The sequence below is a fragment of the Streptococcus sp. oral taxon 058 str. F0407 genome, from assembly GCF_000235485.1.
Lineage (GTDB): Bacteria > Bacillota > Bacilli > Lactobacillales > Streptococcaceae > Streptococcus.
Window position 1 is genome coordinate 3,340 of sequence record NZ_JH378893.1, and the last position, 23,429, is coordinate 26,768.

General features: G+C 42.1%; 17 protein-coding genes and 1 riboswitch. Of the genes, 2 read left to right on the plus strand and 15 right to left on the minus strand.

What is annotated here, in order from left to right:
- The 14 genes from HMPREF9184_RS09065 to HMPREF9184_RS09125 form a co-directional block, all read right to left on the minus strand.
- Positions 1–6,466: DNRLRE domain-containing protein (locus tag HMPREF9184_RS09065; RefSeq protein ID WP_009444422.1), on the minus strand; the 6,466-nt coding region annotated here is incomplete at its 3' end.
- A gap of 54 nt (positions 6,467–6,520) precedes the next feature.
- Positions 6,521–7,114: a hypothetical protein gene (locus tag HMPREF9184_RS10005; protein ID WP_009444424.1), complete on the minus strand. Its 594-nt coding sequence runs from the start codon at positions 7,112–7,114 to the stop codon at positions 6,521–6,523.
- The gene (locus HMPREF9184_RS09070; protein ID WP_000698734.1) at positions 7,095–7,721 is read right to left on the minus strand and encodes a hypothetical protein; all 627 of its coding nucleotides are present in this window, start codon (positions 7,719–7,721) and stop codon (positions 7,095–7,097) included. Before HMPREF9184_RS09070 ends, HMPREF9184_RS10005 begins: the two co-directional genes overlap by 20 nt.
- Positions 7,718–8,419 carry a class B sortase gene (locus tag HMPREF9184_RS09075; protein ID WP_000698674.1) on the minus strand — a complete coding sequence of 234 codons (702 nt, stop codon included), beginning with the start codon at positions 8,417–8,419 and terminating at the stop codon, positions 7,718–7,720. Before HMPREF9184_RS09075 ends, HMPREF9184_RS09070 begins: the two co-directional genes overlap by 4 nt.
- Positions 8,420–9,026: 607 nt before the next feature.
- Positions 9,027–9,419, minus strand: a complete 393-nt coding sequence (gene rpsI, locus HMPREF9184_RS09080) for a 30S ribosomal protein S9 (RefSeq protein ID WP_000075969.1) — start codon at positions 9,417–9,419, stop codon at positions 9,027–9,029.
- A gap of 18 nt (positions 9,420–9,437) precedes the next feature.
- Positions 9,438–9,884 (minus strand): 50S ribosomal protein L13, encoded by a 447-nt coding sequence (gene rplM / locus HMPREF9184_RS09085; RefSeq protein ID WP_033586134.1) that lies wholly within the window; start codon positions 9,882–9,884, stop codon positions 9,438–9,440.
- A 210-nt stretch (positions 9,885–10,094) separates the two neighbouring features.
- Positions 10,095–11,294, minus strand: coding sequence for an ABC transporter permease (locus tag HMPREF9184_RS09090; protein ID WP_001245385.1), 1,200 nt, complete (start codon positions 11,292–11,294; stop codon positions 10,095–10,097).
- Positions 11,291–12,184, minus strand: a complete 894-nt coding sequence (locus HMPREF9184_RS09095; RefSeq protein ID WP_000895275.1) for an ABC transporter ATP-binding protein — start codon at positions 12,182–12,184, stop codon at positions 11,291–11,293. The genes HMPREF9184_RS09090 and HMPREF9184_RS09095 overlap by 4 nt, the downstream gene beginning before the upstream one ends.
- 250 nt (positions 12,185–12,434) lie before the next feature.
- Positions 12,435–14,840 (minus strand): phenylalanine--tRNA ligase subunit beta, encoded by a 2,406-nt coding sequence (pheT, locus tag HMPREF9184_RS09100; RefSeq protein WP_009444425.1) that lies wholly within the window; start codon positions 14,838–14,840, stop codon positions 12,435–12,437.
- A 231-nt stretch (positions 14,841–15,071) separates the two neighbouring features.
- Positions 15,072–15,752, minus strand: coding sequence for a hypothetical protein (locus HMPREF9184_RS09105; RefSeq protein WP_000622617.1), 681 nt, complete (start codon positions 15,750–15,752; stop codon positions 15,072–15,074).
- A gap of 22 nt (positions 15,753–15,774) precedes the next feature.
- A complete protein-coding gene (gene pheS, locus HMPREF9184_RS09110) occupies positions 15,775–16,821 on the minus strand; it encodes a phenylalanine--tRNA ligase subunit alpha (protein WP_000103735.1) in 1,047 nt (348 codons plus the stop codon).
- A gap of 271 nt (positions 16,822–17,092) precedes the next feature.
- Positions 17,093–17,743: a phosphatase PAP2 family protein gene (locus HMPREF9184_RS09115; protein WP_009444427.1), complete on the minus strand. Its 651-nt coding sequence runs from the start codon at positions 17,741–17,743 to the stop codon at positions 17,093–17,095.
- Positions 17,733–18,296 carry an ECF transporter S component gene (locus tag HMPREF9184_RS09120; protein WP_000185845.1) on the minus strand — a complete coding sequence of 188 codons (564 nt, stop codon included), beginning with the start codon at positions 18,294–18,296 and terminating at the stop codon, positions 17,733–17,735. The genes HMPREF9184_RS09115 and HMPREF9184_RS09120 overlap by 11 nt, the downstream gene beginning before the upstream one ends.
- Before the next feature lie 153 nt (positions 18,297–18,449).
- Positions 18,450–18,668: riboswitch (FMN riboswitch) on the minus strand.
- Positions 18,669–18,708: 40 nt separating this feature from the next.
- On the minus strand, positions 18,709–19,212 hold the full coding sequence (locus HMPREF9184_RS09125; protein ID WP_000181360.1) for a tRNA (cytidine(34)-2'-O)-methyltransferase: 504 nt from the start codon (positions 19,210–19,212) through the stop codon (positions 18,709–18,711).
- A 401-nt stretch (positions 19,213–19,613) separates the two neighbouring features.
- Here HMPREF9184_RS09125 and trkA point away from each other — a divergent pair, with 401 nt between their 5' ends.
- Together trkA and HMPREF9184_RS09135 are read left to right on the plus strand one after the other, a co-directional pair.
- Entirely contained in the window at positions 19,614–20,963 is a 1,350-nt protein-coding gene (gene trkA, locus HMPREF9184_RS09130) for a Trk system potassium transporter TrkA (RefSeq protein WP_000706807.1), read from the plus strand.
- Positions 20,964–20,966: 3 nt separating this feature from the next.
- Positions 20,967–22,406, plus strand: coding sequence for a TrkH family potassium uptake protein (locus HMPREF9184_RS09135; RefSeq protein WP_001043416.1), 1,440 nt, complete (start codon positions 20,967–20,969; stop codon positions 22,404–22,406).
- Between the two features lie 88 nt (positions 22,407–22,494).
- Here HMPREF9184_RS09135 and HMPREF9184_RS09140 read toward each other — a convergent pair whose 3' ends face one another.
- Positions 22,495–23,424, minus strand: coding sequence for an ATP-binding cassette domain-containing protein (locus HMPREF9184_RS09140; RefSeq protein ID WP_001291315.1), 930 nt, complete (start codon positions 23,422–23,424; stop codon positions 22,495–22,497).
- Between the last annotated feature and the right edge of the window lie 5 nt (positions 23,425–23,429).

The window sequence follows — 23,429 nt, forward strand, 5'->3', positions numbered from 1 at the left end:
GGTCATCATAGGTAAAGCGTGTCTGGCTCTCCTTGCCATCGACTGTCTCGGTGCTGGTCAGTTTATTGCCCGCTAGGTCATAGGTGTAGGAGAGCTTGGAGAGTTCCTTACCAGATGCATCCGATACGGTCATGTTTTCCACTTGACCCAGAGTATCGTAGGTATAGGTATGGACTAGGGTTTCGCCATCCTGCTTAATGGTTTCCTTGGCGATATAGCCTCCATCGTCATACTCATAGCCGTAGCTGGAGATGAGCTTATCCTGCTTGTCCATGTGACGGAGTTCGGTGAGGCGGTGAGCCTTGTCATAGGTCAAGAAGCTCTTAGTCCCATCTCCTCGATTAACTTCCGTCAGATCCCCTGCTGTGTTGTAGCTATAGCTGGTCTTTTGTCCCTTGACATCTGTCACGGAAGTCAGGCGATCCAGTTCATCGTAAGTGTAGGAAACTGTACTGCCATCTGGGTAAATCATCTTCGAGATGTTGCCATAAGCATCATACTCGTACTGGATCAGACTACCATCTCCCTGACGAACACCCGTGATCTCGCCTTCTTCGTTGGTCGCGTACTGACTAGTTCCTGTCAGGTCACTCATAGACACCCGACGGCCATCCGCATCATAGGTGTAGAGGACTTGACCATCTTGCTTTTCAGAGTACTCCACCTTGAGCAGTTGATCTAGCTTGTTGTAGTCGTAGCTGATGGTTTTCCCATCGGACTTGGTTACTTTTTCGAGCTGGTTATTGACATTGTAGGTATAGGTTTCCTTGTCTCCGAGGCTGGTCATGCGCTCCACTAGATTGGAAAGCTGATCATAGCTGTAGCTTGTGACCTTGCCATTTCCATTCGTGACCGAAGTGACATTGCCCACACTATCGTAGGTATAGCTAGAGGTAGAAGCCTTCTCTCCACTTCCTTGTGTCGCTGTAAGCAACTGATCCTTTAGGTCATAGGTGTAGGTCTTGACACGCTTGCTTCCAGATGTGACACTAGTGAGGTTGCCATTGGCATCATAGGTCATGCTTGCGACGCCACCAGCCTCATCTGTAATCTTCGTGAGATGGTTATCTTGGTCATAGCCATATTTAGTCCACTGGCCTGCCGCATCACTTTCTGAGGTGAGTCGATTAAGACTATCATAGGTTCGCTTGGTTACTTGACCGAGAGGATTCGTCTCCTCAAGGAGATTGCCATTCGGGTCATAGGTATAAGTCGTTTCGCGTTTGCCATTGATGGTTCGTTTGGTCACTTGACCGACTGGGTCATAGCTTGACTCCACTGTTCGACCGGTTGGCGTTTTGATCGTTTTTAGTTGATCGAGGGTCGTATAGTCAAAAGTGGTTGTAGCACCGGATGGCTTGGTCAGTTTGGTTAGATTCCCCGCTTCATCGTAGCTATACTTGGTTTCAAGGTCAAGGGCGTTCTTAGCCGTTAAGAGACGACCAACTTTGTCATAGCTATAGTGATTGCTTCGATCAGATTGGTCTGTCTCTTTCACCAAGTTTCCAGACACATCATAGCTATAGGTTTTCGATAGCCCTTGTGAACCTGTTTGCTTGGTGAGACGGCCCAAGGCATCATAGGCGTAGGTGTAAGCTGCCTCATTTGGCAGAGTACGTTTGGTCACACGGCCATAAAGGTCATTGACATAGTTGGTGCTATGACCGTTGGCATCTGTTTCTTTTGCCAAGCTACCTGTAGCATCATAGGCATACTGAGTCACTCCACCTGTTGGACGTTTCTTGCTGCTGACACGGTTCATACTGTCATAGCTGTAGGTCGTTGTATGACCTTCACCACTGGTTTCACTCAAGCGATTTCCCAAAGCATCATAGCTGAAACTTTGCTTGCTTCCTGTCGGAGCTACTGTTTCAATGATTCGTCCTAATGGGTCGTACTTAAAGGCTGTCGCTTGACCATTTGGATCTGTATAGAGTACCAATTTCTTATTGGCATCATACCCATAGCTACTTGAATGACCATTGGCATCGGTCATTTTAGATAGGTTGCCAAGGACATCATATTCGTAAGTAGAGGTATTGCCATCGGCATCCGACTCTGTCACCACTCTGTTGAGAGCATCGTAGCTATACTTGGTTTCACGTTTTAAATGATCGACGGTCTTAAGCAGATTACCATTTTGATCATAGTGATAGGTCTTGGTCTTTCCTTCTTGGTCGGTTGAACTTGCGACATTGCCCATGACATCATAGGTAAAGGTTTCGCTGGTCTTATCTGCGTAGACCACCTTAGTCAGTTGGTTGTCACTATTATAGCTGTATTGAGTAACCTCACCCAAGCTGTTTGTTAAAGTGAGACGATTTCCTGCCTTATCGTAGGTGTAGGTCTCATTGAGATCCTGATTATCTTTTTTGTTCACTACACGGTTGGCGGCATCGTAGCTATACTCCGTCACCAAGCCACTAGAATGCGTCTGCTTGATGAGACGATCAAGGGCATCGTATTCTTGCTTTACAGTAGTTCCGTCTGGAAGAGTCACTTCCTCCAGTTGAGCCGTTGAGGTATAGGTCATCTTCGTGACATGACCATTGGCATCGGTGACCTGAATCGGATAGCCCAGTTCATTATAGGTGTACTGAGTCTTGCCACCCAAGGCATCTGTCAACTCTGTCAACTGTTCCATCTGGTTATAGGCCATCGTGGTTTTATTGCCTAAACCATCTGTAATACTGGAAACTTGATTTTGACCTGTATAGGTCGTGCTAGCAGTATAACCTGCCGCATCTGTTAGGCTATTTTGATTGCCATTGGCATCATAGGTCATGCTTGTGCGGTGACCCAAGGCATTGGTCGTTGCGATTAGGCGCCCTGCCTTGCTGTATTCATAAGTCGTTTCTTTTCCAAGAGCATCTGTCATGGACAGGATATTCCCCATCGCATCCAACACATAGGAAACACTGCTACCATCTGGGTAGGTAACACCAGTCACGTTTCCCGCTGCATCATAGCTATATCTAGTAGTCTTTTTTCCTTTGGTTTCACTGAGTTTGTTACCTACACTGTCATAGGTGTAGGTAACTGTTTGACCTGCTTCATCGGTGTAGGATAGCACACGACCCATGATATCATAAGTAGTTTCTGCCTTTGTACCGATTGGGTAAGAAACTGACGTTAACTTGCCTGCTACGTCATAAGTGTTTTGAGTAACTTGCCCCAGAGCATCTGTGATAGTTTTAACGGCATTGTTTCTATCATCATAAGTCAAGCTACTGCTATTGCCTGCTTCATTGATTCGAGTGACAATTCGACCCAGTGCATCACGAGTAACAGTAGTCGTTTGACCTGAAGCATTGGTTTCTGTTAGGAAACGACCTTTGCTATCATATGTATAGCTTGTGGTTCGACCTTCTGCATCGGTAACGGAAAGCTGATTCCCAACACCATCATAAGTGTAGCTATAGTTCCCTCCTTCTCCATTCGAAGCACCGACTTTACGGCCGAAACCATCATAGGTGAAGGTAGTCGTGTTACCATTGCCTTCTGTCACAGCTGTCACTTGACCTGCCTTGTCAAAAGTATGACTAGTTCCAACACCATCAGCATCTTTTTCGCTCAGCTTGCGACCTTCTGCATCATAGGTAAAGGTTTTTGCCCCACCGAGAGGATTCGTAATGCTAGTGACTTGATTGTGTGCATTGTAGGTAAAGGTTGATACGCCTCCTAAAGGATTGGTAATGCTTACCAGATTCGCACCTTGATAGGCAAAGGAAGTTGTGTGGCCAGCTGCATCTGTCGTAGATAAGATACGCCCTTGCTGATCGACAGTATAAGCAATCTTAGACCCATCTGGCAATGTCGTCTGAATTAGATTGCCATTTGCATCATAACTATGGGCAGTCGATGCACCACTAAAATCAGTGAGAGATAGAAGATGGTTCTTCTCATCATAGCTAGAAGTTTTTACTGCACCGTCAAAACGCGTTTCTGTCAAGGTATTACCATTGCTGTCATAAGTGTAGCGAGTTGTTTGCCCCGCTTCATTCGTCACGCTTGACAGACGGTTGTTGTCATCATACGTTTTTGAGACACTAGTTCCATCGGCATAGCGAATGCCCGTTGTACGATATTGCTCATCGTAAGTATATACGGTTTGATTGCCATTTCCATCGGTAGTGATCGTCTGACCTTCACTATAAGAAAGAGTTGAAACAGCACCTGCACCATCTGTTTGCTTGGTGACACGATTTTCCTCATCATATTCGTTTTGGATAACCTTGGTCCCATTTCCATCATACCAGGCTGTCATACGTCCCTTATCGTCATATTCATAACGAGTAGGAACTCCCGTCGCATCTGTATAGGTAATCAAATGACCATTCGTGTCGTATTCATAGGTCAAAGTTGAACCATTTGGGATTTGAATCGCACCTATATAGCCCTCTGAGTTATAGGTGATACTATAAACCAAGCCTGTAGGGGATGTAATCTTGGTCAGCTGATAATTTTCATTATAATCAAAGTTTGTTTTATTGCCTTTTTCATCCGTCTGACTCGTTAAGAGGCCGTGATAGTTGAAAATTTTCTCTTGATGATTGTGATCAACAACTCGGTATTCCTTAACATCGTAGTCTTCTTTTTCGTCTCCGCCAAAGTCACCTTTCTTCGTTTCAACTGTTTTTACCTCGAGAGTCAGATCATAACCGCTTGGAGAACGATATTTATCACCATCTTTCGTAAACTTAAGAATAGATCCATCTGTACGAGTATAGTAAAGATTTTGGTCTTCATCGCTCGATAACTGCTCATTAAAGGCAAATGACCAACCACGACCAAAGAGACTATTGATACCTGCTGCTTTAGAGTTATAGGCGCGAGTAATTTCGAACTTGCCGTCAACATCTGTGATAGAAACATCTGTTCGATCTAGGTAGAAATTCCCCGTGTTTAGATTGATAGGTTCAAATCCAAACTCACAGTGAAGACCTCGACCCATTAAAAGCCTGTCTATTTCTGCCTTGGTATTAGATGTTAATGCTGGTGGATTATAAGGTTTATCAGCATTCTTTCTTGGATTGCGAATAAAAAGGGTATTATTTTGTACAACCATCATATCTTGGATACGATTATCGTAAGCAAGTTGATTCAGTGGTACTCCATAGTAAGCCGCAATCTTTGGAAGGGTATCAAACTGGGTAACTTTGTAAATCAAGAAAGTATCGCTTGATTTTTTACCGCTGGTCTGACCATCCTTTTTACTCTCTGCGTCAATCGTATAAACCTTGTTTAGTTCAGGTTCTGTAAAAGGTACCTGGGTCTGCCAGTTTGAGAGCTTGTCTTTATATTTAGTTGTTCCTTTTTCAAAGGCTGCATCAAAGGAACTACTATCAGGGTATTTGTAAGAAAAACTTGCAGAACTTTGACCCTTGTAGTCTTTCGCAGTGTCACTAAGGTTATAATCAACCTGAGCACCCGGTGTTGTCAGACCATCCGCAAAGACTCCCTGAAATTGCAGTTTTCCTTTCTTATCTGTTTTCACCATAGTCCGAAGATTGATGGTAGTGTTCCCAATTGGATAATTGACATCAACCGGATCTGGAACAGACCAATTAATCGTCAAACTCGGAGCCTTGTCTGGGGTAAACCCAATCTGTCCTGCATTATCTGCAGTAGCTTCAGTTGTATAGAAGGCACCGCCATCTGAACCTTCGTCGGTTGCAGCTACAACTAGACCATAGTTTGGTTCCAAACCTTGAACCCATGCATTTACAGTCTCACGGATATCAAAGTTATGCATCCCTATCTTCTTACCACTGGTCGCATTCTTTCCTGCAATTTCCATATCAAGACCCACAGAAGTATCCCACGTGAGGGTATTGATATCAAAATCTTGTTTCAAACGGTATGCCGCAAACTGGGTTGATTGAGAATCTGGAGCAGTGTATTCATAAATATTTAGACTTGCACTATCGATACGCGCTTCTTTAGGAATACTCTTTTGAAAATCGTAGTTAATCTTAAAGTACATCCTTGCGCGACCGATATCACGAACACCTGGAATACCAGCCATCCCCATCATCTCAGCTGTCATATACCCAACATATCCATAGGCATAACCTTGGTACTGACCATGTACGGATGAAGTCACAACATCAAGGATTTTTTCTCTTGGAACCGTTACAGTTGGGTCGATCCGAACAGGATACTTACGGTCTGAGGCAGACAACCACTCTTTACTAGCTGTGACTGTCACTTCATGACGCCCATCTCCTTTTTTCAAGCCAAGAGTTAAAGCATTACTAGTAGCACCAGCACTATCCACCATCATTGGGGCAGTTAGTACAAATAGGATCTTCGCTTTGCCCTTTTCGCGAACAAGGATTTGATTGTCTTTCAAAGAAACATCATACTTAGATGCATCTAAACCATAAGTAAAGGAGTTCTTCCCACCCCACTCTGCTAAGATAATCTCTTCTTTAACACCATTAGACTGTACCGTATATTGCACATCTGTTTTGCCATCAACGTTATTGTATAAGATGGCATTCTTTTCTACAGTTGCCTAATCATACGTTTTATCAAGCGGATAGAGGGAAATTTTGTCATCCTTATGTGTAATATCAATAGGGGTTTCTTCTTTGACTTCGCTCGGAAGAACTACGCCTACTGGAGATTCTTTAGGTAGATAATAGTGTTTTCCATTGGCATGATAAGAATAGAGAGATAAGTCAACAGGAACTTCCACCCCTTCTTGGTCAATATAGGTTTTAATATCACTCCCAATATGCGTCACAAAGTGAGTTTCATCCACCCGAAACAGTTGTTCTTGCCCACTAACCGCTACTGGTTCTCCATATTGTTTCTTTAGTTCTGCCTCTGCCTTACTCTCTTCATTGACCACCTTTGGTTGTTGTAGGGCATCTCCACCATCTTTTGCTGGTTTTGAAGCATCAGAGCTCGTCGAATGTTCCGTATTCGCATTCTCAGAACCTACAGTCTGGCTACTCGCCTCTGTGACAGCTTTTTTATAAGCGGCCTCCGCCTGACCTTGCTTGATTGCATGGCTTATTTCTTCCGCATAAATAAGTGGGGTGTTAGAAATAAATAAACTCAGTAATAATAACCACTGTATGGTCTTACGAAGTCTTTTCATCATAATTCTCCTTTGTAAGATAAATAAAATAATAAAGTGTAAAAATTAAAATAAGAGCATCACCGATGGATAAAACGAAAGAACCTAATATTGGGAACCAAACAGCAATAGCTAAACAAAAGGCAACAAGAAGCATGGATACCAGAACAGGTAGTCGCAATTGATCTACCCTACTTTTAATTGGTAAAGCTTTGTAAATACTAACCAGACTATAGGATAAGATTAATTTAAGAAAAGTTTGTATAATTGTGGTAAAAGCCCAAATCGCAATCTTAGCATGATCATACTCCAAACTCGTATTATCGTATAAAACTTGACCCAAGCCTCCGATGAGAATGCCACATAAAATCGCACTAAACAAGTAAACCAGAATAGTGTGATTTAAACGTTTATCTGATCGATACTGCTTATAAAACCAGATCGCTATTGGAAAAATAAGAACCGTTCCTATCATTAAAAATAGAAGGCTGAGTAAGATCAGAATGAGTGATAAACTTTCCTCAACTACCACAGGGGAAATCGCACCTGTAAATAGAAGGCGTTGCCCCACTCCTAAAAACAGTAAGCCAGTAGCTAGTCTCCAAAATCTTGAGAGTCTTAATATTTTCATGATTTACTTGTCCTTTCTTTGACACTTTTTAAACGAGCAGTAACCACAAATCGTTGATCATTTCCAGCAACATCGCAGGTTGATAAGATTAAAAACCGATCTTTTTGGGGGTCAGTGGCTATCTGGCGATAGAATCCCCCATAGTCTGACGTTCTTATCTGTAATGTATCTAAATAATATCGGAGACCTTCTCGACTTCCTAATTCGAATGTATAAAAAAGATGATCATCTGTATAAGAATGGGCTGCCAGCACCTCATATTCAAAATGTTGAGTCAACGTGTCAATTTTGATGCTCTCATGTTCGTTAAAAAAAGCTGGCTTCGCAAAATAATCTAAAGACCCGAACATAGAATCATCTAGCATAGCATGCCCATAGATAATCGTGACAGGATCTTCAAATGTTTTTTTGTTAACCAGCTCTGTGAATATGGCTCCATAATAGGTCTCTTCACCATCTATATCGTGAGATAGATAATAAGTATCATCCCTTGAATGTTGAGCGACTGGATAATCAATTCGAGTCCCTTCGACTGTTAGCCAAGCAAAGACATCGGGATTCTGATGAAACCTCGTCTCTACTGCATTTTGGGAATGCTTCTCTACAGCTTTCTGTTCAAATCCATCCAAGATTTTTAGACCTAAAAATAAAACTGCAACCATTGCAATTAATGATAAACTAAACCTTAAAATTTTCATGTAACCTCTCCCATATTATCATTATATCAGATCCCGATAGCCCTTGTAAATGCACTATCCTTTTAAATTATACTTTTATTAAGATATTTTGGTATCATATACATGTATATCGTTTCATTACCTGTTTGATATCTACTTTTTTAACAGAAAAGAGGAGCCCACTCCAAATAAGAATGGGCTCCTCTTTTAACGACTGTTTGAGCTGACTCTGACTTTTTGTCTAAACTCCCTTGTGATAGATGCCTCCTGAAACCTGCAAAACTCCAATTCTTACATTTCCTATGAAAAAATCAAGTTCCAAAATCGTTTTTAGTTTTTAATTGAGAAGAAACCCTAGATGTTTCCTAGTCTAGGAAGCCACAATGTGCGATTCCTTTCCCTTATTTCGCTACATATTTATCCGATTCCATGAAATCTTTCGTAATGATAGATTTCATAAATAAAAATATGATTCCAATGGCTGTTGGAGAAATTGCCTACCGCAATCTTAAAAAATAATAGTGTGAATATGGTGTAAAAAGTGGTGTGAATTTTGCTAAAAATTATCAAAAAAACACCCCTTGGTGGGAACCAAGAGGTGTTTGAAACGTTGATATAATCGTATTGATTAACGTTTACTAAATTGTGATGCTTTACGAGCTTTCTTAAGACCTGGTTTCTTACGCTCAACCTTACGTGAGTCACGAGTAAGAAGTCCTGCGCGTTTCAATGAATCGCGGAAGTCTGGGTCTACTTGAAGAAGGGCACGAGCGATACCGTGACGGATAGCTCCTGCTTGACCAGCGTATCCACCACCTACAACGTTAACGAAAACGTCGTATGAACCTACAGTTGAAGTAACTGCGAATGGTTGGTTGATAACAAGACGAAGGTCAGCGTGTGGGATGTACTCTTCAACATCTTTTTTGTTAACAGTGATTTTACCAGTTCCTGGAACAAGGCGAACGCGTGCAACAGCGTTTTTACGACGTCCAGTACCTGCATATTGTGCTTGTGACATACTTTATTGTTCCTTTCCTTAGATAAGTCCTGAAATATCAAGAACTTCTGGTTGTTGTGCAGTGTGAGTGTGCTCAGCTCCAACAAATACTTTCAATTTCATACCTTGAGCGCGGCCAAGAGTATTGTGTGGAAGCATACCTTTAACTGATTTCTCGATCAAACGTACTGCATTTTTAGAACGAAGTTCACCAGCAGAGATTTGTTTCAATCCACCTGGGTGGTTTGAGTGAGTGTAATAGATCTTATCAGATGCTTTTTTACCAGTCAATTTAACTTTTTCAGCATTGATAACGATTACGAAGTCACCTGTATCAGTGTGTGGTGTAAATGTTGGTTTGTTTTTTCCGCGAAGTACGCTAGCAACAACTGCTGAAAGGCGTCCAAGAGGTACATCAGTTGCGTCAACAACGTACCATTTGCGTTCTACTTGGCCTGGTTTAGCCATGAATGTAGTTTTGTTCATGATTTCTCCTATATGAATATCGTTTTTGTTTACTGGGCGGATGTTCCGGTCCGCAGGGTATTTGAAAGGTTCCGGGGCCTTACAAATGGGGTAAACAATACCGTCTACTATCATACCAAATTTTACTACTAAAAGTCAATAGATATGAAAAATAATTTTATCTATTTCCCCGTTTAGAGTCTAGAAAAACCTCGCTTTCGCGAGGCTCTCCTATTTGTAAGCTAAGGCACGTTTAAAGCTTTTCCATAGGCCTAAGTCATCTGTCTGAAGGACTAGGCTGGCATACATGCGGCCGATAAAGACCGTTGCAGTCACTGCAAAAACGACTGTAATCGCTAGTGAAATCCAAGCTTCTAAGTCATTTGCATACCCATTAATGGCTCTGAAGGGCATAAAGAAGGTTGAAATGAAAGGAATGTAGGAACCAATTTTCAAAACCAAATTGTCCCCTGCAGCACCTAGAGAGGTCACACCGACAAATCCGGCTATAATCAAGATCATCAATGGCGACAAGGCCTTGCCTGCATCCTCAGGCCGAGAAACCATGGAACCTAGAAAGGCTGCCAAAACAACGTACATAAAGAGGCTGACTAAGACAAACAATAAAGTATTGAGTGAGAAGGCCTCTCCCAAGTGGTTTAAAATACCAGACTGGGCCAAGATAGGGAGGTCTTTAAAGAGAAGTAGCGCAGCAACTCCACCCACGACGTAAATCCCAACATGGGTCAAAATCACAAGAAGCAAGGCAATCATGCGAGCGTAGAAATAATGGCTAGCTCGAATACTAGAGAAGACCACTTCCATGATTTTGGTTCCTTTTTCACTAGCCACTTCCTGCGCAGTGACACTAGCATAGGTAATCAAGATCATATAAAGGAAGAAGCCGAGACCTGCAGCCGCAATGGTTTGGACCATCTTTTTATTTTCTTTGGATTCGTCAATCTTCTCAGTAAAGTCAACAGTTTGAGCCAGGAGTTTTTCCTGTTCTTGAGACAAATTAGCTGCCGAGCGATTGAGTTGGTATTGAAGCTCATTGAGCTTATTGGTTACTGCTAGTTTGATACCTGTTTCAAGAGAAGTTTCACCGTGATAGACGGCCTTAAGGACACTACCCTCTTGATCAATAGTTAGATAACCCTTGATCTTTTCATCCTTGATAGCAGCTTGGGCACTGGCTTCATCCTGATAGTCAAAGTTAATGCCATTGGTACCCTTGAGCCCTTCTGCCACAGTTGGAACAGTTGTTACCACTGCTACCTTGCTATTCTTGGCCATAGAAGACCCTTGGAGATAGCCGATTCCTACAGATAATCCTAAAAAGAGAAACGGCGAAATCACCATAAAGAAGAAACTCCAGGACTTGACATGTCGCAGATAAGTTTCTTTAATAACTACCCACATATTTCTCATACTTCCACCCCTGATTCTAGTTTAAAGATTTCATCGATTGTTGGAGCTTGTTGGTCAAAGGTCGCGATGTATTGACCTTGAGTGAGGATTTGGAAGAGTTCCCTTCCAGCACTCTCATCATCTAAGATCAATTTCCAACTGCCTTGCTTGGTCAAGCTCACCTGTTTGACATGAGGAAGACTTTCCAGTTCTTCCTTGCTTCGTTCACTTGAAACAAAGAGACGCGTTTTACCGTATTGATTGCGAACTTCTTGGACTGGTCCATGCAAGACCACACGCCCATCTCGAATCATGAGAATATCATCGCAAAGCTCCTCGACATTGGTCATGACATGGTCTGAAAAGATAATGGTCGCACCACGCTCTTTTTCTTTCAGAATGACCTGCTTGAGCAGCTCAGTATTGACTGGATCCAGCCCACTAAAAGGCTCATCCAGGATAATCAAGTCTGGTTCATGGATCAGGGTGATAATCAACTGAATTTTCTGCTGATTTCCTTTTGAGAGGCTCTTGATTTTATCTGTTAATTTCCCCTTAACTTCCAGTTTTTCCATCCATTGAGGGAGTTTTTCCTTGACCTCCTTAGCATCCATGCCTTTTAGAGTAGCCAAGTAGCGAACTTGCTCAAGAACTGTCAACTTGGGCATGAGACTGCGTTCTTCAGGCAAATAACCTATCCGAGCGTAAGTCTCCTGACGAATATCCTGCCCATCCAGACTAATCTCTCCTTGATAGTCCAAAAATTTCAAAATACTGTGGAAAATCGTTGTTTTCCCAGAACCATTTTTCCCGACCAGCCCCAGAATCCGTCCTGGACTTGCTTGAAAATCTACACCAAACAAGACTTGCTTGGAACCGAAACTTTTCTCTAGATTTCTTACTTCTAGCATTTTCCACCTCCGAAATATGTTGCACTTATTATACTCCTTTTTGATAGCCTTTACAAGGATTTATGTACATTTTTATCTTGTTCATCCTTCCTTAGAAACTAAACTCTCTAAGATTTTTGAGTACCCAAGTGATAGACCAATTATAACCCAATAAAGTATAGCTGAAAGCTTTTACTCCCCAATTGTTCATTTTTGATCCTGAACTGTCTTCTTGAAACTAAAAATCCACCCCGAAGGATGGATTGATGCTTTAACGCACTTCTGCATGGACTCTTTCTTCGAGAGAAGTTTGGATTTTTTCCATATAGCGTGCGACTTCTTCGTCCGTCAAGCTATCTTCTGGATTTTGGAAGGTTAGGCTATAAGCCATTGACTTCATGCCAAGTCCCAATTTTTCACCTGAGAAGACGTCAAAGAGTTTAATATCTGTCAAACGTTTCACGCCTGCAGCTTGGATAGCGTCTACAACTTCTTGATGGCTAGTTTCTGCTTTGAGAAGAAGGGCAATATCACGGCTGACTGCTGGGAATTTCGTGATTTCCACGAATGGAGCCGCTGGTTGTAGAGCAGCTTCGATGGCTGAAAGGTTGAGCTCCGCTACATAAGTTTCTGGGATATCGTAAGCCTTGGCAGTGACTGGATGTACTTGTCCAAGAAAACCAAGAACTTGGTCACCGAGTGAAATCACGGCTGTACGTCCTGGGTGAAGGCTAGCGATTTCAGAAGTTGCAGTATAGGTCACTTGGAGTCCCAAACGAGCAAAGAGGGCTTCAAGGATTCCCTTAGCATAGAAGAAATCAACTGGAACCGCTGCTGTTTGGAAGTCTTTTTCTGCGACCAATCCTGTCAAGGCAAAGGCAAAGCTGTTGATTTCGTTTGGTAGGTCTTCTTTGGGATTGCCTGTTTGTTCAAAGACTTTTCCAATCTCGTAAAGAGCCAAGTTTTTGTTCTTACGCGCTACGTTGTAAGCAACTGTATCAAGGATACCTGAGACCATATTTTGACGGAGGACAGAACGGTCCACTGTCATTGGCCACATGAGTTCCGTAAGGTTGCTTGGTTGAGCTGTGAACTCAACTGCTTTTTCAGGAGTTGTTAAAGCGTAAGTGATGATCTCTGTCAAGCCTGCCCCTTCAGCGATAGTACGGACTTGGCGACGAAGTTTTTGTGTCGCTGTCAATTCACCAGCTGTACCGTCATCTTTGGGAAGACTGGTTGGCAAGCGGTCATACCCATAGATACGAGCGATTTCTTCAAAGAGGTCGGCTTCGATAGTGATATCCCAACGACGACGTGGAACACTGACAGTGAAGGCTTCCGCATTTCCAGAAAGGCCAAAGCCAAGGCGACGGAAGACATCTTCCACATCAGAGTATGAAAGCTCTGTACCGAGGACACGGTTAACGTCTGCAAGAGTTGAAGAAACCTCCACATCAGAAGTATCAAGTTCACCAGCTGAAACGATGCCTTTACGCACCGTCGCACCGGCAAGTTCCGCAATCAGGCTAGCTGCAGCATCAAGGGCTTCGTTAACAGTTGCCACATTGATCCCTTTTTCAAAGCGAGAAGATGACTCAGAGCGTAGGTTAAGACGACCACTGGTCTTACGGATAGATTTTCCATTGAAAACAGCTGCTTCAAGGACAACACGACTAGAGTTCTCAGAGATTTCTGTTGCTTGACCACCCATGACACCTGCAAGGGCTACTGGTTTGTCAGCCACAGTAATGACTAGGTCATTTGTTTCCAAATCACGTTCTTCACCATCCAAGGTCACCAATTTCTCACCAGCACGCGCTTCACGCACACGGATGTCAGTCCCTTCAAAGGTATCCAAGTCAAAGGCATGCATAGGTTGACCAAAGTATAGCAGGATATAGTTGGTCACGTCCACTACGTTATTGATGGGGCGGATACCTTCGTTCATGAGGAGATTTTGCAACCATTGTGGACTTGGTGCGATGGTTACATTGTCCAAGATACGGGCTGCATAGTAAGGAGCCTTGTCTGTGTCAATGTTGACAGAAAGAGCATCTGCTGCACTTTCATTGGTTTCTGTTAAACTGAATTCTTTAAAGCTGATCGCCTTGTCATAGATGGCTGCCACTTCGTGCGCTACGCCCCGCATAGATAGAGCATCTGCACGGTTTGGTGTGATAGAAAGTTCGATGATTTCATCATCCAAGTCTAGGTAAGAAAAGACTTCGTCCCCAGGAACTGCATCTTGAGGCAAGATTTGAATGCCATCTGCAAATTCCTTTGGCACAACTGAGTCAGAAATCCCCAATTCACCAAGTGAACAGATCATCCCAAGCGACTCCAAGCCACGGATTTTCCCTTTTTTGATTTTATAGTTGTCAGCGATACGAGCTCCTGGAAGAGCCACCATGACCTTGATGCCTGCACGCACATTTGGAGCACCACAGACGATTTGGCGGGCTTCTTCTTCGCCAACATTAACCTGACAAACATGGAGGTGAGTTTCTGGCACATCTTCGCAAGACAAGACCTCACCGACGACAATTTTTGAGAGACCGGCAGCAGGTGATTCGACACCTTCTACCTCGATCCCTGTGGTTGACATTTTTTCAGCCAACTCTTGTGATGGCACATCAATGTCCACCAATTCTTTTAACCATTTATAACTAACTAACATATGTAAGATACCAAGGGCTATGCTGAAATCTAGATGACTTTCCTAGATTTCTTTTGGCCCTCGTTTAGATCCTTTCATTTTGTGTTTTCCAGCCCGAGGCTGTCTTAGGAAGAGCTCTTATCTCTTACCATCTCTATAGAATAAAAGTTTTTAGCCACAACTCTGTGAACAAACTCTTTCTATAAAGTTACATTTAAATAGTAAAACTTAACTTCCCAATTAAGAACTATTTCATTCAACCTTCATAGAATGCTTAACTATTTTTTCACAACCACCTTGAATTAATTTTTTTAAATTTTGATAACCAGGATGATAAACAGCATAAAAACTAAGTTCAATATTTAAATCTGAGTTTTCTGAAATTTCTTCTATTAATTCTTCTATAAAAAAAATAAAATCTTTACGCTTACTCTTCGACAAAGCACCACAAACATATATATTTAACTTTTCTTCTTTTGAATCCTGGGACAATATTTCTAATTGTTCGATTAATTTTTTATACGATTGTTTTCTGTAGTCCTTTTTATTATCATCCTTTACTGCCGAAATTAAATTATCCATTACAGATTCGACAACATCAGAAAATAGATCAGTTACATATGATCCGTATAGATTCCTCCAAAATGTACTTGTTTTCATAGTTAAGAATCTTAAATGACGATCATTAATATTTGAATGATGAAATGAAGAAAAATTACTATCAGGGGATTGTTCTCTTTTAGCAGAGGGGTTTACCATAAGTATTATATTAGAAGGATTTATGTAGTCTTTTTGATGATTTTCAATAGCTTCTTCATAGGATATATTTTCAGATGTTGCTTTATCATTATTTTTAGATTCTTTATAAATCGCAAATGAAGATATATCACCAAACTTCTCTAAAAGTTTGTTATAGTTTTGTTCCGAAATCATAAAATATCCTCGCGTTTCAATCTTATTTAAACTGTTCTGAGAAGCGGATATCTCCTTGGTAGAAGCCACGGATATCGTTGATACCATAACGGAGCATAGCTACACGCTCTTGTCCAAGACCAAAGGCAAATCCAGAATAAACGGTCGCATCGATACCACTCATCTCAAGGACACGTGGGTGAACCATACCGGCCCCCATGATTTCGATCCAACCCGTTTTCTTACATACGTTACAGCCTTCTCCGCCACACTTGAAGCAGGAAACATCCACCTCAACAGATGGCTCAGTGAATGGGAAATAGGATGGACGCAAACGAATTTGACGCTCTTCCCCAAACATCTTTTGAACAATCAACTGAAGCGTTCCTTGAAGATCAGCCATAGAGATGTTTTTCCCGACAACCAAGCCTTCGATTTGGTGGAATTGGTGACTATGGGTTGCATCGTCCGTATCACGGCGGAAGACACGTCCTGGTGAGATCATTTTCAAAGGACCTTTAGAGAAATCATGGGCATCCATAGCACGCGCCTGAACTGGAGACGTGTGGGTACGAAGTAAGATTTCTTCTGTGATATAAAAAGTGTCCTGCATATCACGAGCTGGGTGGTCTTTTGGAAGGTTCATACGTTCAAAGTTATAGTAGTCTTGCTCCACTTCAAAACCATCCACGACTTGGTACCCCATCCCAATAAAAATATCTTCGATTTCTTCACTAGTTTGTGTGAGAACGTGACGGTGACCAGTCGCAACTGGACGGCCTGGAAGCGTCACATCGATGCTCTCGCTAGCAAGTTGAGCCGCGACTTTCTTTTCTTCCAAAAGCTTAGCTGTTTCTTCGAAGGCTGCTGTCAAGACATCACGAGCTTCATTGACGTGTTTTCCGATAATTGGACGCATCTCAGCAGAGACATCTTTCATCCCTTTGAGGATTTCAGTAAGCGAACCCTTTTTACCAAGGACAGAGACACGCAAGTCTTGCATCTCTTTTTCATTTTCAGCAGAAATCTGCTTCAAGCTTGCTAGCGTTTCTTCGCGAAGCGCTTTTAGTTGTTCTTCAATAGTTGACATAATTCCTCCATCATTCTCTCGTAGATAAAAAGAAAACCACATGCCAAAAACTCCACTCGGAGCGTTGACACGCGGTACCATCCGTTTCATCTGACAAGTCAGACCTTCATTTCTAAATCCATGCACAAGTGAATTCACCCAGCTTTCATATAGAGAGCTTGCAGTCACGGCTCTCCTCCCTGATATACTTCCCTTGAGTTACTAGTCTTGCAGATTCCTATTCAATTACTATTTAGTTTATCAGATTTTTACCATTCTTGCAAGACCTATCTCACTTCTGCTTACCTTTAAATCGCCATTGGAAGCGAAGCTTGTCATAGAAGGGAAATTCGATAAACAGGACTCCCAAGCCCACACAGAGACTGGCAAGGACATCTGATGGATAATGAACTCCCAGATAGACCCTTGATACCAACACACTAACTAGGTAAAGACCAAGGACGATTTGTACGATTCCTCTCCAGACTGGATCTTTCATCCGTTGACTGAGAATGACAATCAAAGAGCCTATCATCAAGGTTACAGCCAGAGAATGGCCGCTTGGGAAGGAAAATCCCTTCTCCTCTACCAAGTGTAAGATAGCTGGTCGTGGGCGCTGGTAGATATTTTTAAAGGTCACGATTAAAAGACCTGCCAAAGCCAGATTTCCAAGCATGAAGTAGCTTTCTATCTTCCACTGCTTACGATAAAAGATAAAGGCTGCGATGGCAACCCAAGTGATAATCACTGGGATATCGATCAGGCGTGTAAGGGCACGGAACAGAACTGTCAAATAATCTGGCAAGTCCCCACGAAGGACAGTCTGAATCGGTTGATCAAAACCGACCAGCATTTCAGGGTAAAACTTAACCATATAGCCAAGAAGGACGAAAAGTAAAAGGGCAAAACTGCCCTTCATTAAAAATGTTTGTTTATCTCTCATAATGTTTTAAGGTTGGTTTCAAGAGGACGTTTAACAACCAGAATGAAACAGCAAAGATGATACCCTCAATCAAGTTAAAAGGTAAAACCATAGTCATCAAGTAGTTAGAAAGTCCTATAATTTCTCTAATATCAAAGTTGGCAAACTGCGCGTACAAAGGAACCGCATAGACATAGTTGAGAACCAACATGGCAGAAGTCAATCCAATAGTTCCCGTTAGAGATGCTAGTAGGAAACGAAGGGTGCTACGCTCCTTTTTCCAAATCAAACCAAAAGCGATAACAAAAACTCCCAAGGCTACAATATTCATTGGCAAGCCAATGTAGGTATTCACTCCCTGGCTATTCAGAAGCAACTTCAAGAGTGATCGAAGCAAGAGAATCCCTAGAGCAGCAGGCAAATCCATCACCACCAAGCCCACAAGGACTGGCAAGATACTAAACTCGATCTTGAGGAAGGTCGCCGCTGGTAAAAGCGGAAAGTCAAAGTACATCAGCACAAATGAGATGGCTGATAAAATCGCAATGGTCGAAAGTCGACGTGTGTTTGTCATAACAGGTTCCTCCAATTTTCTATAAAATCAGAAGAAGTTGGAAAGGATCCCTCTATCTATTCTCACTTTTTATATCCCAAAAGTTCCCCCTCACTCTTTTGAGCAAGCGGTTGCAATTTATCTATAAACTCATCCGAACAGACAAAGCTATTCTTTCGTCTTCTCCCATCCAGACTATACTGTCGGTTGTGGAATCGCACCACATCAGCTTGCGCTCGCGGACTTATTTGGCTAAGGTATTTTAGATTTATCTAGGCGTCGCAGTCAAAGATAATACTTAAAGTATATCGAGACAAGACAACGACGAGAAAGCTAAAACAGCTAGTCAAATTTACCGCCGGTCGGGAATCTCACCCTGCCCTGAAGACCCTTTAATCATAACAAAAAACGCTTGCAAGTGCAAGCATTTTGTTTATTTCAGTTTATCCGCTTCATATGTGTGAACGAGCTCTAAACCAGCAAAATTTTGCTGACGAAGAGCCTCATAGACAATCATGCAGACGGTATTAGACACATTGAGGCTGCGAACATGTTCATCATTCATAGGGATACGGAGAGCTTTCTCTGGATGTTCACGCATAAAGTCCTCTGGCAAACCCTTATCCTCACGTCCAAAGAGAAAATAGTGGTCCTCATCGCTTGCTAAATCTGCCTCAGAATACACTTTCTCAGCAAATTTCGAAATCAGATAAACTTGCCCTTTCATCTGAGACATAAAGTCTGCCAAGTTATCATAAAAATGAATCTCTAACTTATCCCAATAATCCAAACCTGCTCGCTTCATCTTGCGATCATCAATGGGAAAGCCCATTGGCTTGATGATGTGGAGGGGAGAATTGGTCGCAGCGCAGGTACGCGCGATGTTGCCCGTATTTTGTGGAATCTGAGGTTCAAATAAAACAATGTGATTTGTCATAATTGGCTTCCTTTTATCATTGCAAAAAAATAGCCACACTGCCCGGAGTCAAGCTCAGCAAACAGCGTGGTTAAGGCGTCGTTAACTTACCTCACAACAGGTTTGAAGTAAATCAGCGAAACTACTTCCTTAGTATAACACTTTCAGAATCAATGTCAATAGAAACGACTTGATTTTTTTACTTTTTTTGATGATATTTTCATGTTTGGTCATTCCATTTCTGAAAAGGGATAGTAAAAGAGTAAAATCACTTCAAATCAGAGACGTTGTTATAGAAGTTAAGCAGATTTATCTTCAAAAACTTGAAAAAGCCTTTTCTCCCCCTAAAAATCGCCTTGGCAAGTGCATTTTTTGCTAAAAAAGGGTATGATAGTTACATCATGAAAAAGTAGGTTTTTTATATGAAAATTGTCCTTGTTGGTGGAGGGAAAGTCGGTTTTGCCCTCTGTCGTTCACTAGTTGCAGAAAAACATGACGTTGTCCTCATCGAGCAAAATGAAGCTGTACTGAACCATATTGCCAGTCGCTTTGATATCATGGGCCTCCTTGGAAATGGTGCCGACTTTACTATCTTAGAGCAAGCCGGTGTCCAAGAGTGTGATATCTTTATCGCTCTAACTGAATACGATGAAGTAAATATGATTTCAGCGGTACTGGCTAAAAAAATGGGCGCTAAAGAAACCATCGTTCGGGTGCGAAATCCTGAATACTCTAATGCTTATTTTAAAGAGAAAAATATTCTTGGATTTTCACTTATCGTTAATCCAGAACTCTTAGCAGCCCGTGCCATCTCAAATATCATCGATTTTCCTAATGCCCTCTCAGTGGAGCGTTTTGCTGGAGGTCGTGTCAGCCTGATGGAGTTTGTTATCAAAGATTCTAGCGGGCTCTGTCAAATGCCAATCTCAGACTTCCGTAAAAAATTTGGCAACATCATTGTCTGTGCTATGGAAAGAGACCATCAACTCATGATTCCAAGTGGTGATGTCACTATCCAGGACAAGGATAGGATTTTTGTTACGGGAAATCGTGTGGATATGATGCTTTTCCACAACTATTTCAAATCACGTGCAGTGAAAAGCTTGCTTATCGTTGGAGCTGGAAAAATCGCTTATTATCTACTTGGCATTTTGAAAGACAGTCGTATTGATACCAAGGTCATCGAGATTAACCCTGAAAGAGCTCGTTTCTTTAGTGAAAAATTTCCTAATCTCTATATCGTACAAGGAGATGGAACTGCTAAGGACATCTTACTCGAAGAAAGTGCTCCTAGCTATGATGCAGTCGCAACCTTAACTGGGGTTGATGAGGAAAACATCATCACCTCCATGTTCCTTGACCGTGTTGGCGTCCAAAAAAACATCACTAAAGTCAATCGGACTAGCCTTCTAGAGATTATCCATGCGCCTGATTTTTCAAGTATCATCACGCCGAAAATCATCGCAGTGGATACCATTATGCACTTTATCCGTGGTCGGGTAAACGCCCAATACTCAGATCTTCAAGCCATGCACCATCTTGCAAACGGCCAAATTGAAACCCTGCAATTCCATATCAAGGAAACCAATAAAATGACTGCCAAGCCCCTTTCGCATCTAAAATTAAAAAAAGGTGTGCTCATCGCAGCCATTATCCGAAAAGGAAAAACAATCTTCCCTACTGGAGAGGATATACTTGAGGTCGGAGACCAGTTACTCGTGACGACCTTACTGCCAAACATCACTAAGATTTATGACTTGATTGAGAGGTAAAAAATGAATAAAAGTATGATTCGTTACCTCCTCTCAAAACTTCTCTTGATTGAGGCTATTCTCCTCCTAGTTCCTGTGAGTGTAGCGACCTATTATCAAGAATCCAGTCAAGTATTTATCGCTCTCTTTTCTACGATTGGAATTTTAGTTCTTCTCGGTGGTTTAGGTGTTTTACGAAAACCGAAAAATCAACGGATTTATGCCAAGGAGGGTGTCTTAATCGTTGCCCTCTGTTGGATTCTCTGGTCTTTCTTTGGTGGCTTACCCTTTGTCTTTTCGGGACAAATTCCAAGTGTTATTGATGCCTTCTTTGAAATCAGTTCTGGTTTTACAACTACAGGAGCAACTATTCTGAACGATGTTTCCGTTCTCAGTCGTTCCCTCCTCTTCTGGCGAAGTTTCACCCACTTGATTGGAGGGATGGGGGTGCTCGTCTTTGCACTTGCTATTATGGACAATGCTAAGAATAGTCACTTAGAGGTGATGAAGGCTGAGGTACCTGGGCCTGTCTTTGGTAAGGTTGTATCCAAGCTCAAAAACACTGCTCAGATTCTCTATCTGCTTTATCTAGCTCTCTTCTCCCTCTTTGTGATTATCTACTACCTAGCAGGTATGCCTCTCTACGATAGTTTTGTCATCGCTATGGGAACAGCTGGTACAGGAGGATTCACCGTCTACAACGATGGAATTGCCCACTATGGCAGTTCCCTGATTACCTATCTTGTCAGTTTTGGTGTCCTGGTTTTCGGGGTCAATTTTAACCTGTATTACTTCCTTATGCTCCGTCGGGTCAAGGCCTTCTTTGGAGATGAAGAACTACGAGCATATGTAATCATTGTCCTAGTTTCTACCGGCTTGATTACTCTTAATACGCTCCACCTCTACCAAGGTGTGTCTAAGAGTTTTGAGATGGCTCTCTTCCAAGTGTCCAATATCATCACGACAACAGGTTTTGGTTACGGAGATATTACCAACTGGCCTCTCTTCTCCCAATTTATCCTCCTCTTCCTCATGGGAATCGGTGGCTCAGCTGGCTCAACTGCAGGTGGTCTTAAGGTGATCAGAGGACTCATCCTTACAAAAATTGCCAAAAACCAGATTCTGTCCATCTTATCCCCTCACCGTGTCTTGACTCTCCATGTTAATAAAACTGTAATTGATAAGGATACCCAGCACAAGATTCTCAAGTATTTTGCCATCTATATGATGATTATTCTCTCTCTCATCTTTATCGTCAGTCTTGATAGCAATGATTTTCTAGTCGTGACCAGTGCGGTCTTCAGCTGTTTTAACAATATCGGACCGATTCTAGGTACAACCTCTAGTTTTGCCATCTTCAGTCCCATCTCTAAAATCCTGCTCTCATTTGCAATGATTGCAGGCCGCTTAGAGATTTACCCAATTTTGCTACTCTTTATGAAACGCACTTGGTCTAAACGTTAATTATAATACAATTCCCCTTTTACAAGTAAGTAGAAGGGGAATTTTTCTATTAAAAATGAGAAGACCATTCGGTCCTCTCCTAATCTATTTATTTTTTAAGAGCTTCTTTGTATCGAGCAACTTCCGCTTGGTTAGCCCAAACATAGTGACCTGGACGAATTTCTACCATAGATGGCTTATCTGTCTCATAGTCATGTTGGTCAGGATCATAAACTTTCAAGACCTTCTTGCGTTCCAAGATTGGATCTGGAATCGGTACAGCAGATAGAAGTGCTTGAGTGTATGGGTGGACAGGATTGTTAAACAATTCCTCTGTCTCCGCCACTTCGACGATAACTCCCTTATAGATAACCGCGATACGATCTGAGATAAAGCGAACAACTGACAAGTCATGCGCGATAAAGAGATAAGTCAAGCCCAACTCTTTTTGGAACTTCTTGAGCAAGTTCAAGACTTGCGCACGCACTGATACATCCAAGGCAGAGATTGGTTCATCCGCAATAACGAAATCAGGTTCCATCACAAGGGCACGGGCAATCCCGATACGCTGACGTTGACCACCAGAAAACTCGTGTGGATAACGGGTCAAGTGTTCTTTCAAAAGTCCAACTTCATGGATCATCTTTTGAACTTTTTCTTTCCGATCTTCTTCATCTTTAAACAAGTGGTAGTTGTAAAGACCTTCAGAGATGATATAGTCAACCGTCGCACGCTCATTCAAGCTTGCTGCAGGGTCCTGGAAAATCATCTGAATACGACGGATTAAGTCTGCTGATTCCTTATGAGATTTTTTCCCATTGATTTTCTGACCATCAAAGATGATCTCACCTTTACTAGTATTGTTCAAACCAATAATGGCACGACCAATCGTTGTTTTCCCACTACCAGACTCACCAACAAGAGAGAAAGTTTCTCCCTTGTTGATAAAGAAGTTGGCGTTTTTAACCGCGACAAACTTCTTACTTCCTTCACCAAAGGAAATTTCTAAATCTTTAATTTCTACTAATTTTTCAGACATTTCCT

What these genes read in the sequence shown, in the direction of transcription:
- HMPREF9184_RS10005 (WP_009444424.1), bottom strand. Translation starts at nt 7,114, where the DNA reads ATGATGAAAAGACTTCGTAAGACCATACAGTGGTTATTATTACTGAGT.
- HMPREF9184_RS09070 (WP_000698734.1), bottom strand. Translation starts at nt 7,721, where the DNA reads ATGAAAATATTAAGACTCTCAAGATTTTGGAGACTAGCTACTGGCTTA.
- HMPREF9184_RS09075 (WP_000698674.1), bottom strand. Translation starts at nt 8,419, where the DNA reads ATGAAAATTTTAAGGTTTAGTTTATCATTAATTGCAATGGTTGCAGTT.
- rpsI (WP_000075969.1), bottom strand. Translation starts at nt 9,419, where the DNA reads ATGTCACAAGCACAATATGCAGGTACTGGACGTCGTAAAAACGCTGTT.
- rplM (WP_033586134.1), bottom strand. Translation starts at nt 9,884, where the DNA reads ATGAACAAAACTACATTCATGGCTAAACCAGGCCAAGTAGAACGCAAA.
- HMPREF9184_RS09090 (WP_001245385.1), bottom strand. Translation starts at nt 11,294, where the DNA reads ATGAGAAATATGTGGGTAGTTATTAAAGAAACTTATCTGCGACATGTC.
- HMPREF9184_RS09095 (WP_000895275.1), bottom strand. Translation starts at nt 12,184, where the DNA reads ATGCTAGAAGTAAGAAATCTAGAGAAAAGTTTCGGTTCCAAGCAAGTC.
- pheT (WP_009444425.1), bottom strand. Translation starts at nt 14,840, where the DNA reads ATGTTAGTTAGTTATAAATGGTTAAAAGAATTGGTGGACATTGATGTG.
- HMPREF9184_RS09105 (WP_000622617.1), bottom strand. Translation starts at nt 15,752, where the DNA reads ATGATTTCGGAACAAAACTATAACAAACTTTTAGAGAAGTTTGGTGAT.
- pheS (WP_000103735.1), bottom strand. Translation starts at nt 16,821, where the DNA reads ATGTCAACTATTGAAGAACAACTAAAAGCGCTTCGCGAAGAAACGCTA.
- HMPREF9184_RS09115 (WP_009444427.1), bottom strand. Translation starts at nt 17,743, where the DNA reads ATGAGAGATAAACAAACATTTTTAATGAAGGGCAGTTTTGCCCTTTTA.
- HMPREF9184_RS09120 (WP_000185845.1), bottom strand. Translation starts at nt 18,296, where the DNA reads ATGACAAACACACGTCGACTTTCGACCATTGCGATTTTATCAGCCATC.
- HMPREF9184_RS09125 (WP_000181360.1), bottom strand. Translation starts at nt 19,212, where the DNA reads ATGACAAATCACATTGTTTTATTTGAACCTCAGATTCCACAAAATACG.
- trkA (WP_000706807.1), top strand. Translation starts at nt 19,614, where the DNA reads ATGAAAATTGTCCTTGTTGGTGGAGGGAAAGTCGGTTTTGCCCTCTGT.
- HMPREF9184_RS09135 (WP_001043416.1), top strand. Translation starts at nt 20,967, where the DNA reads ATGAATAAAAGTATGATTCGTTACCTCCTCTCAAAACTTCTCTTGATT.
- HMPREF9184_RS09140 (WP_001291315.1), bottom strand. Translation starts at nt 23,424, where the DNA reads ATGTCTGAAAAATTAGTAGAAATTAAAGATTTAGAAATTTCCTTTGGT.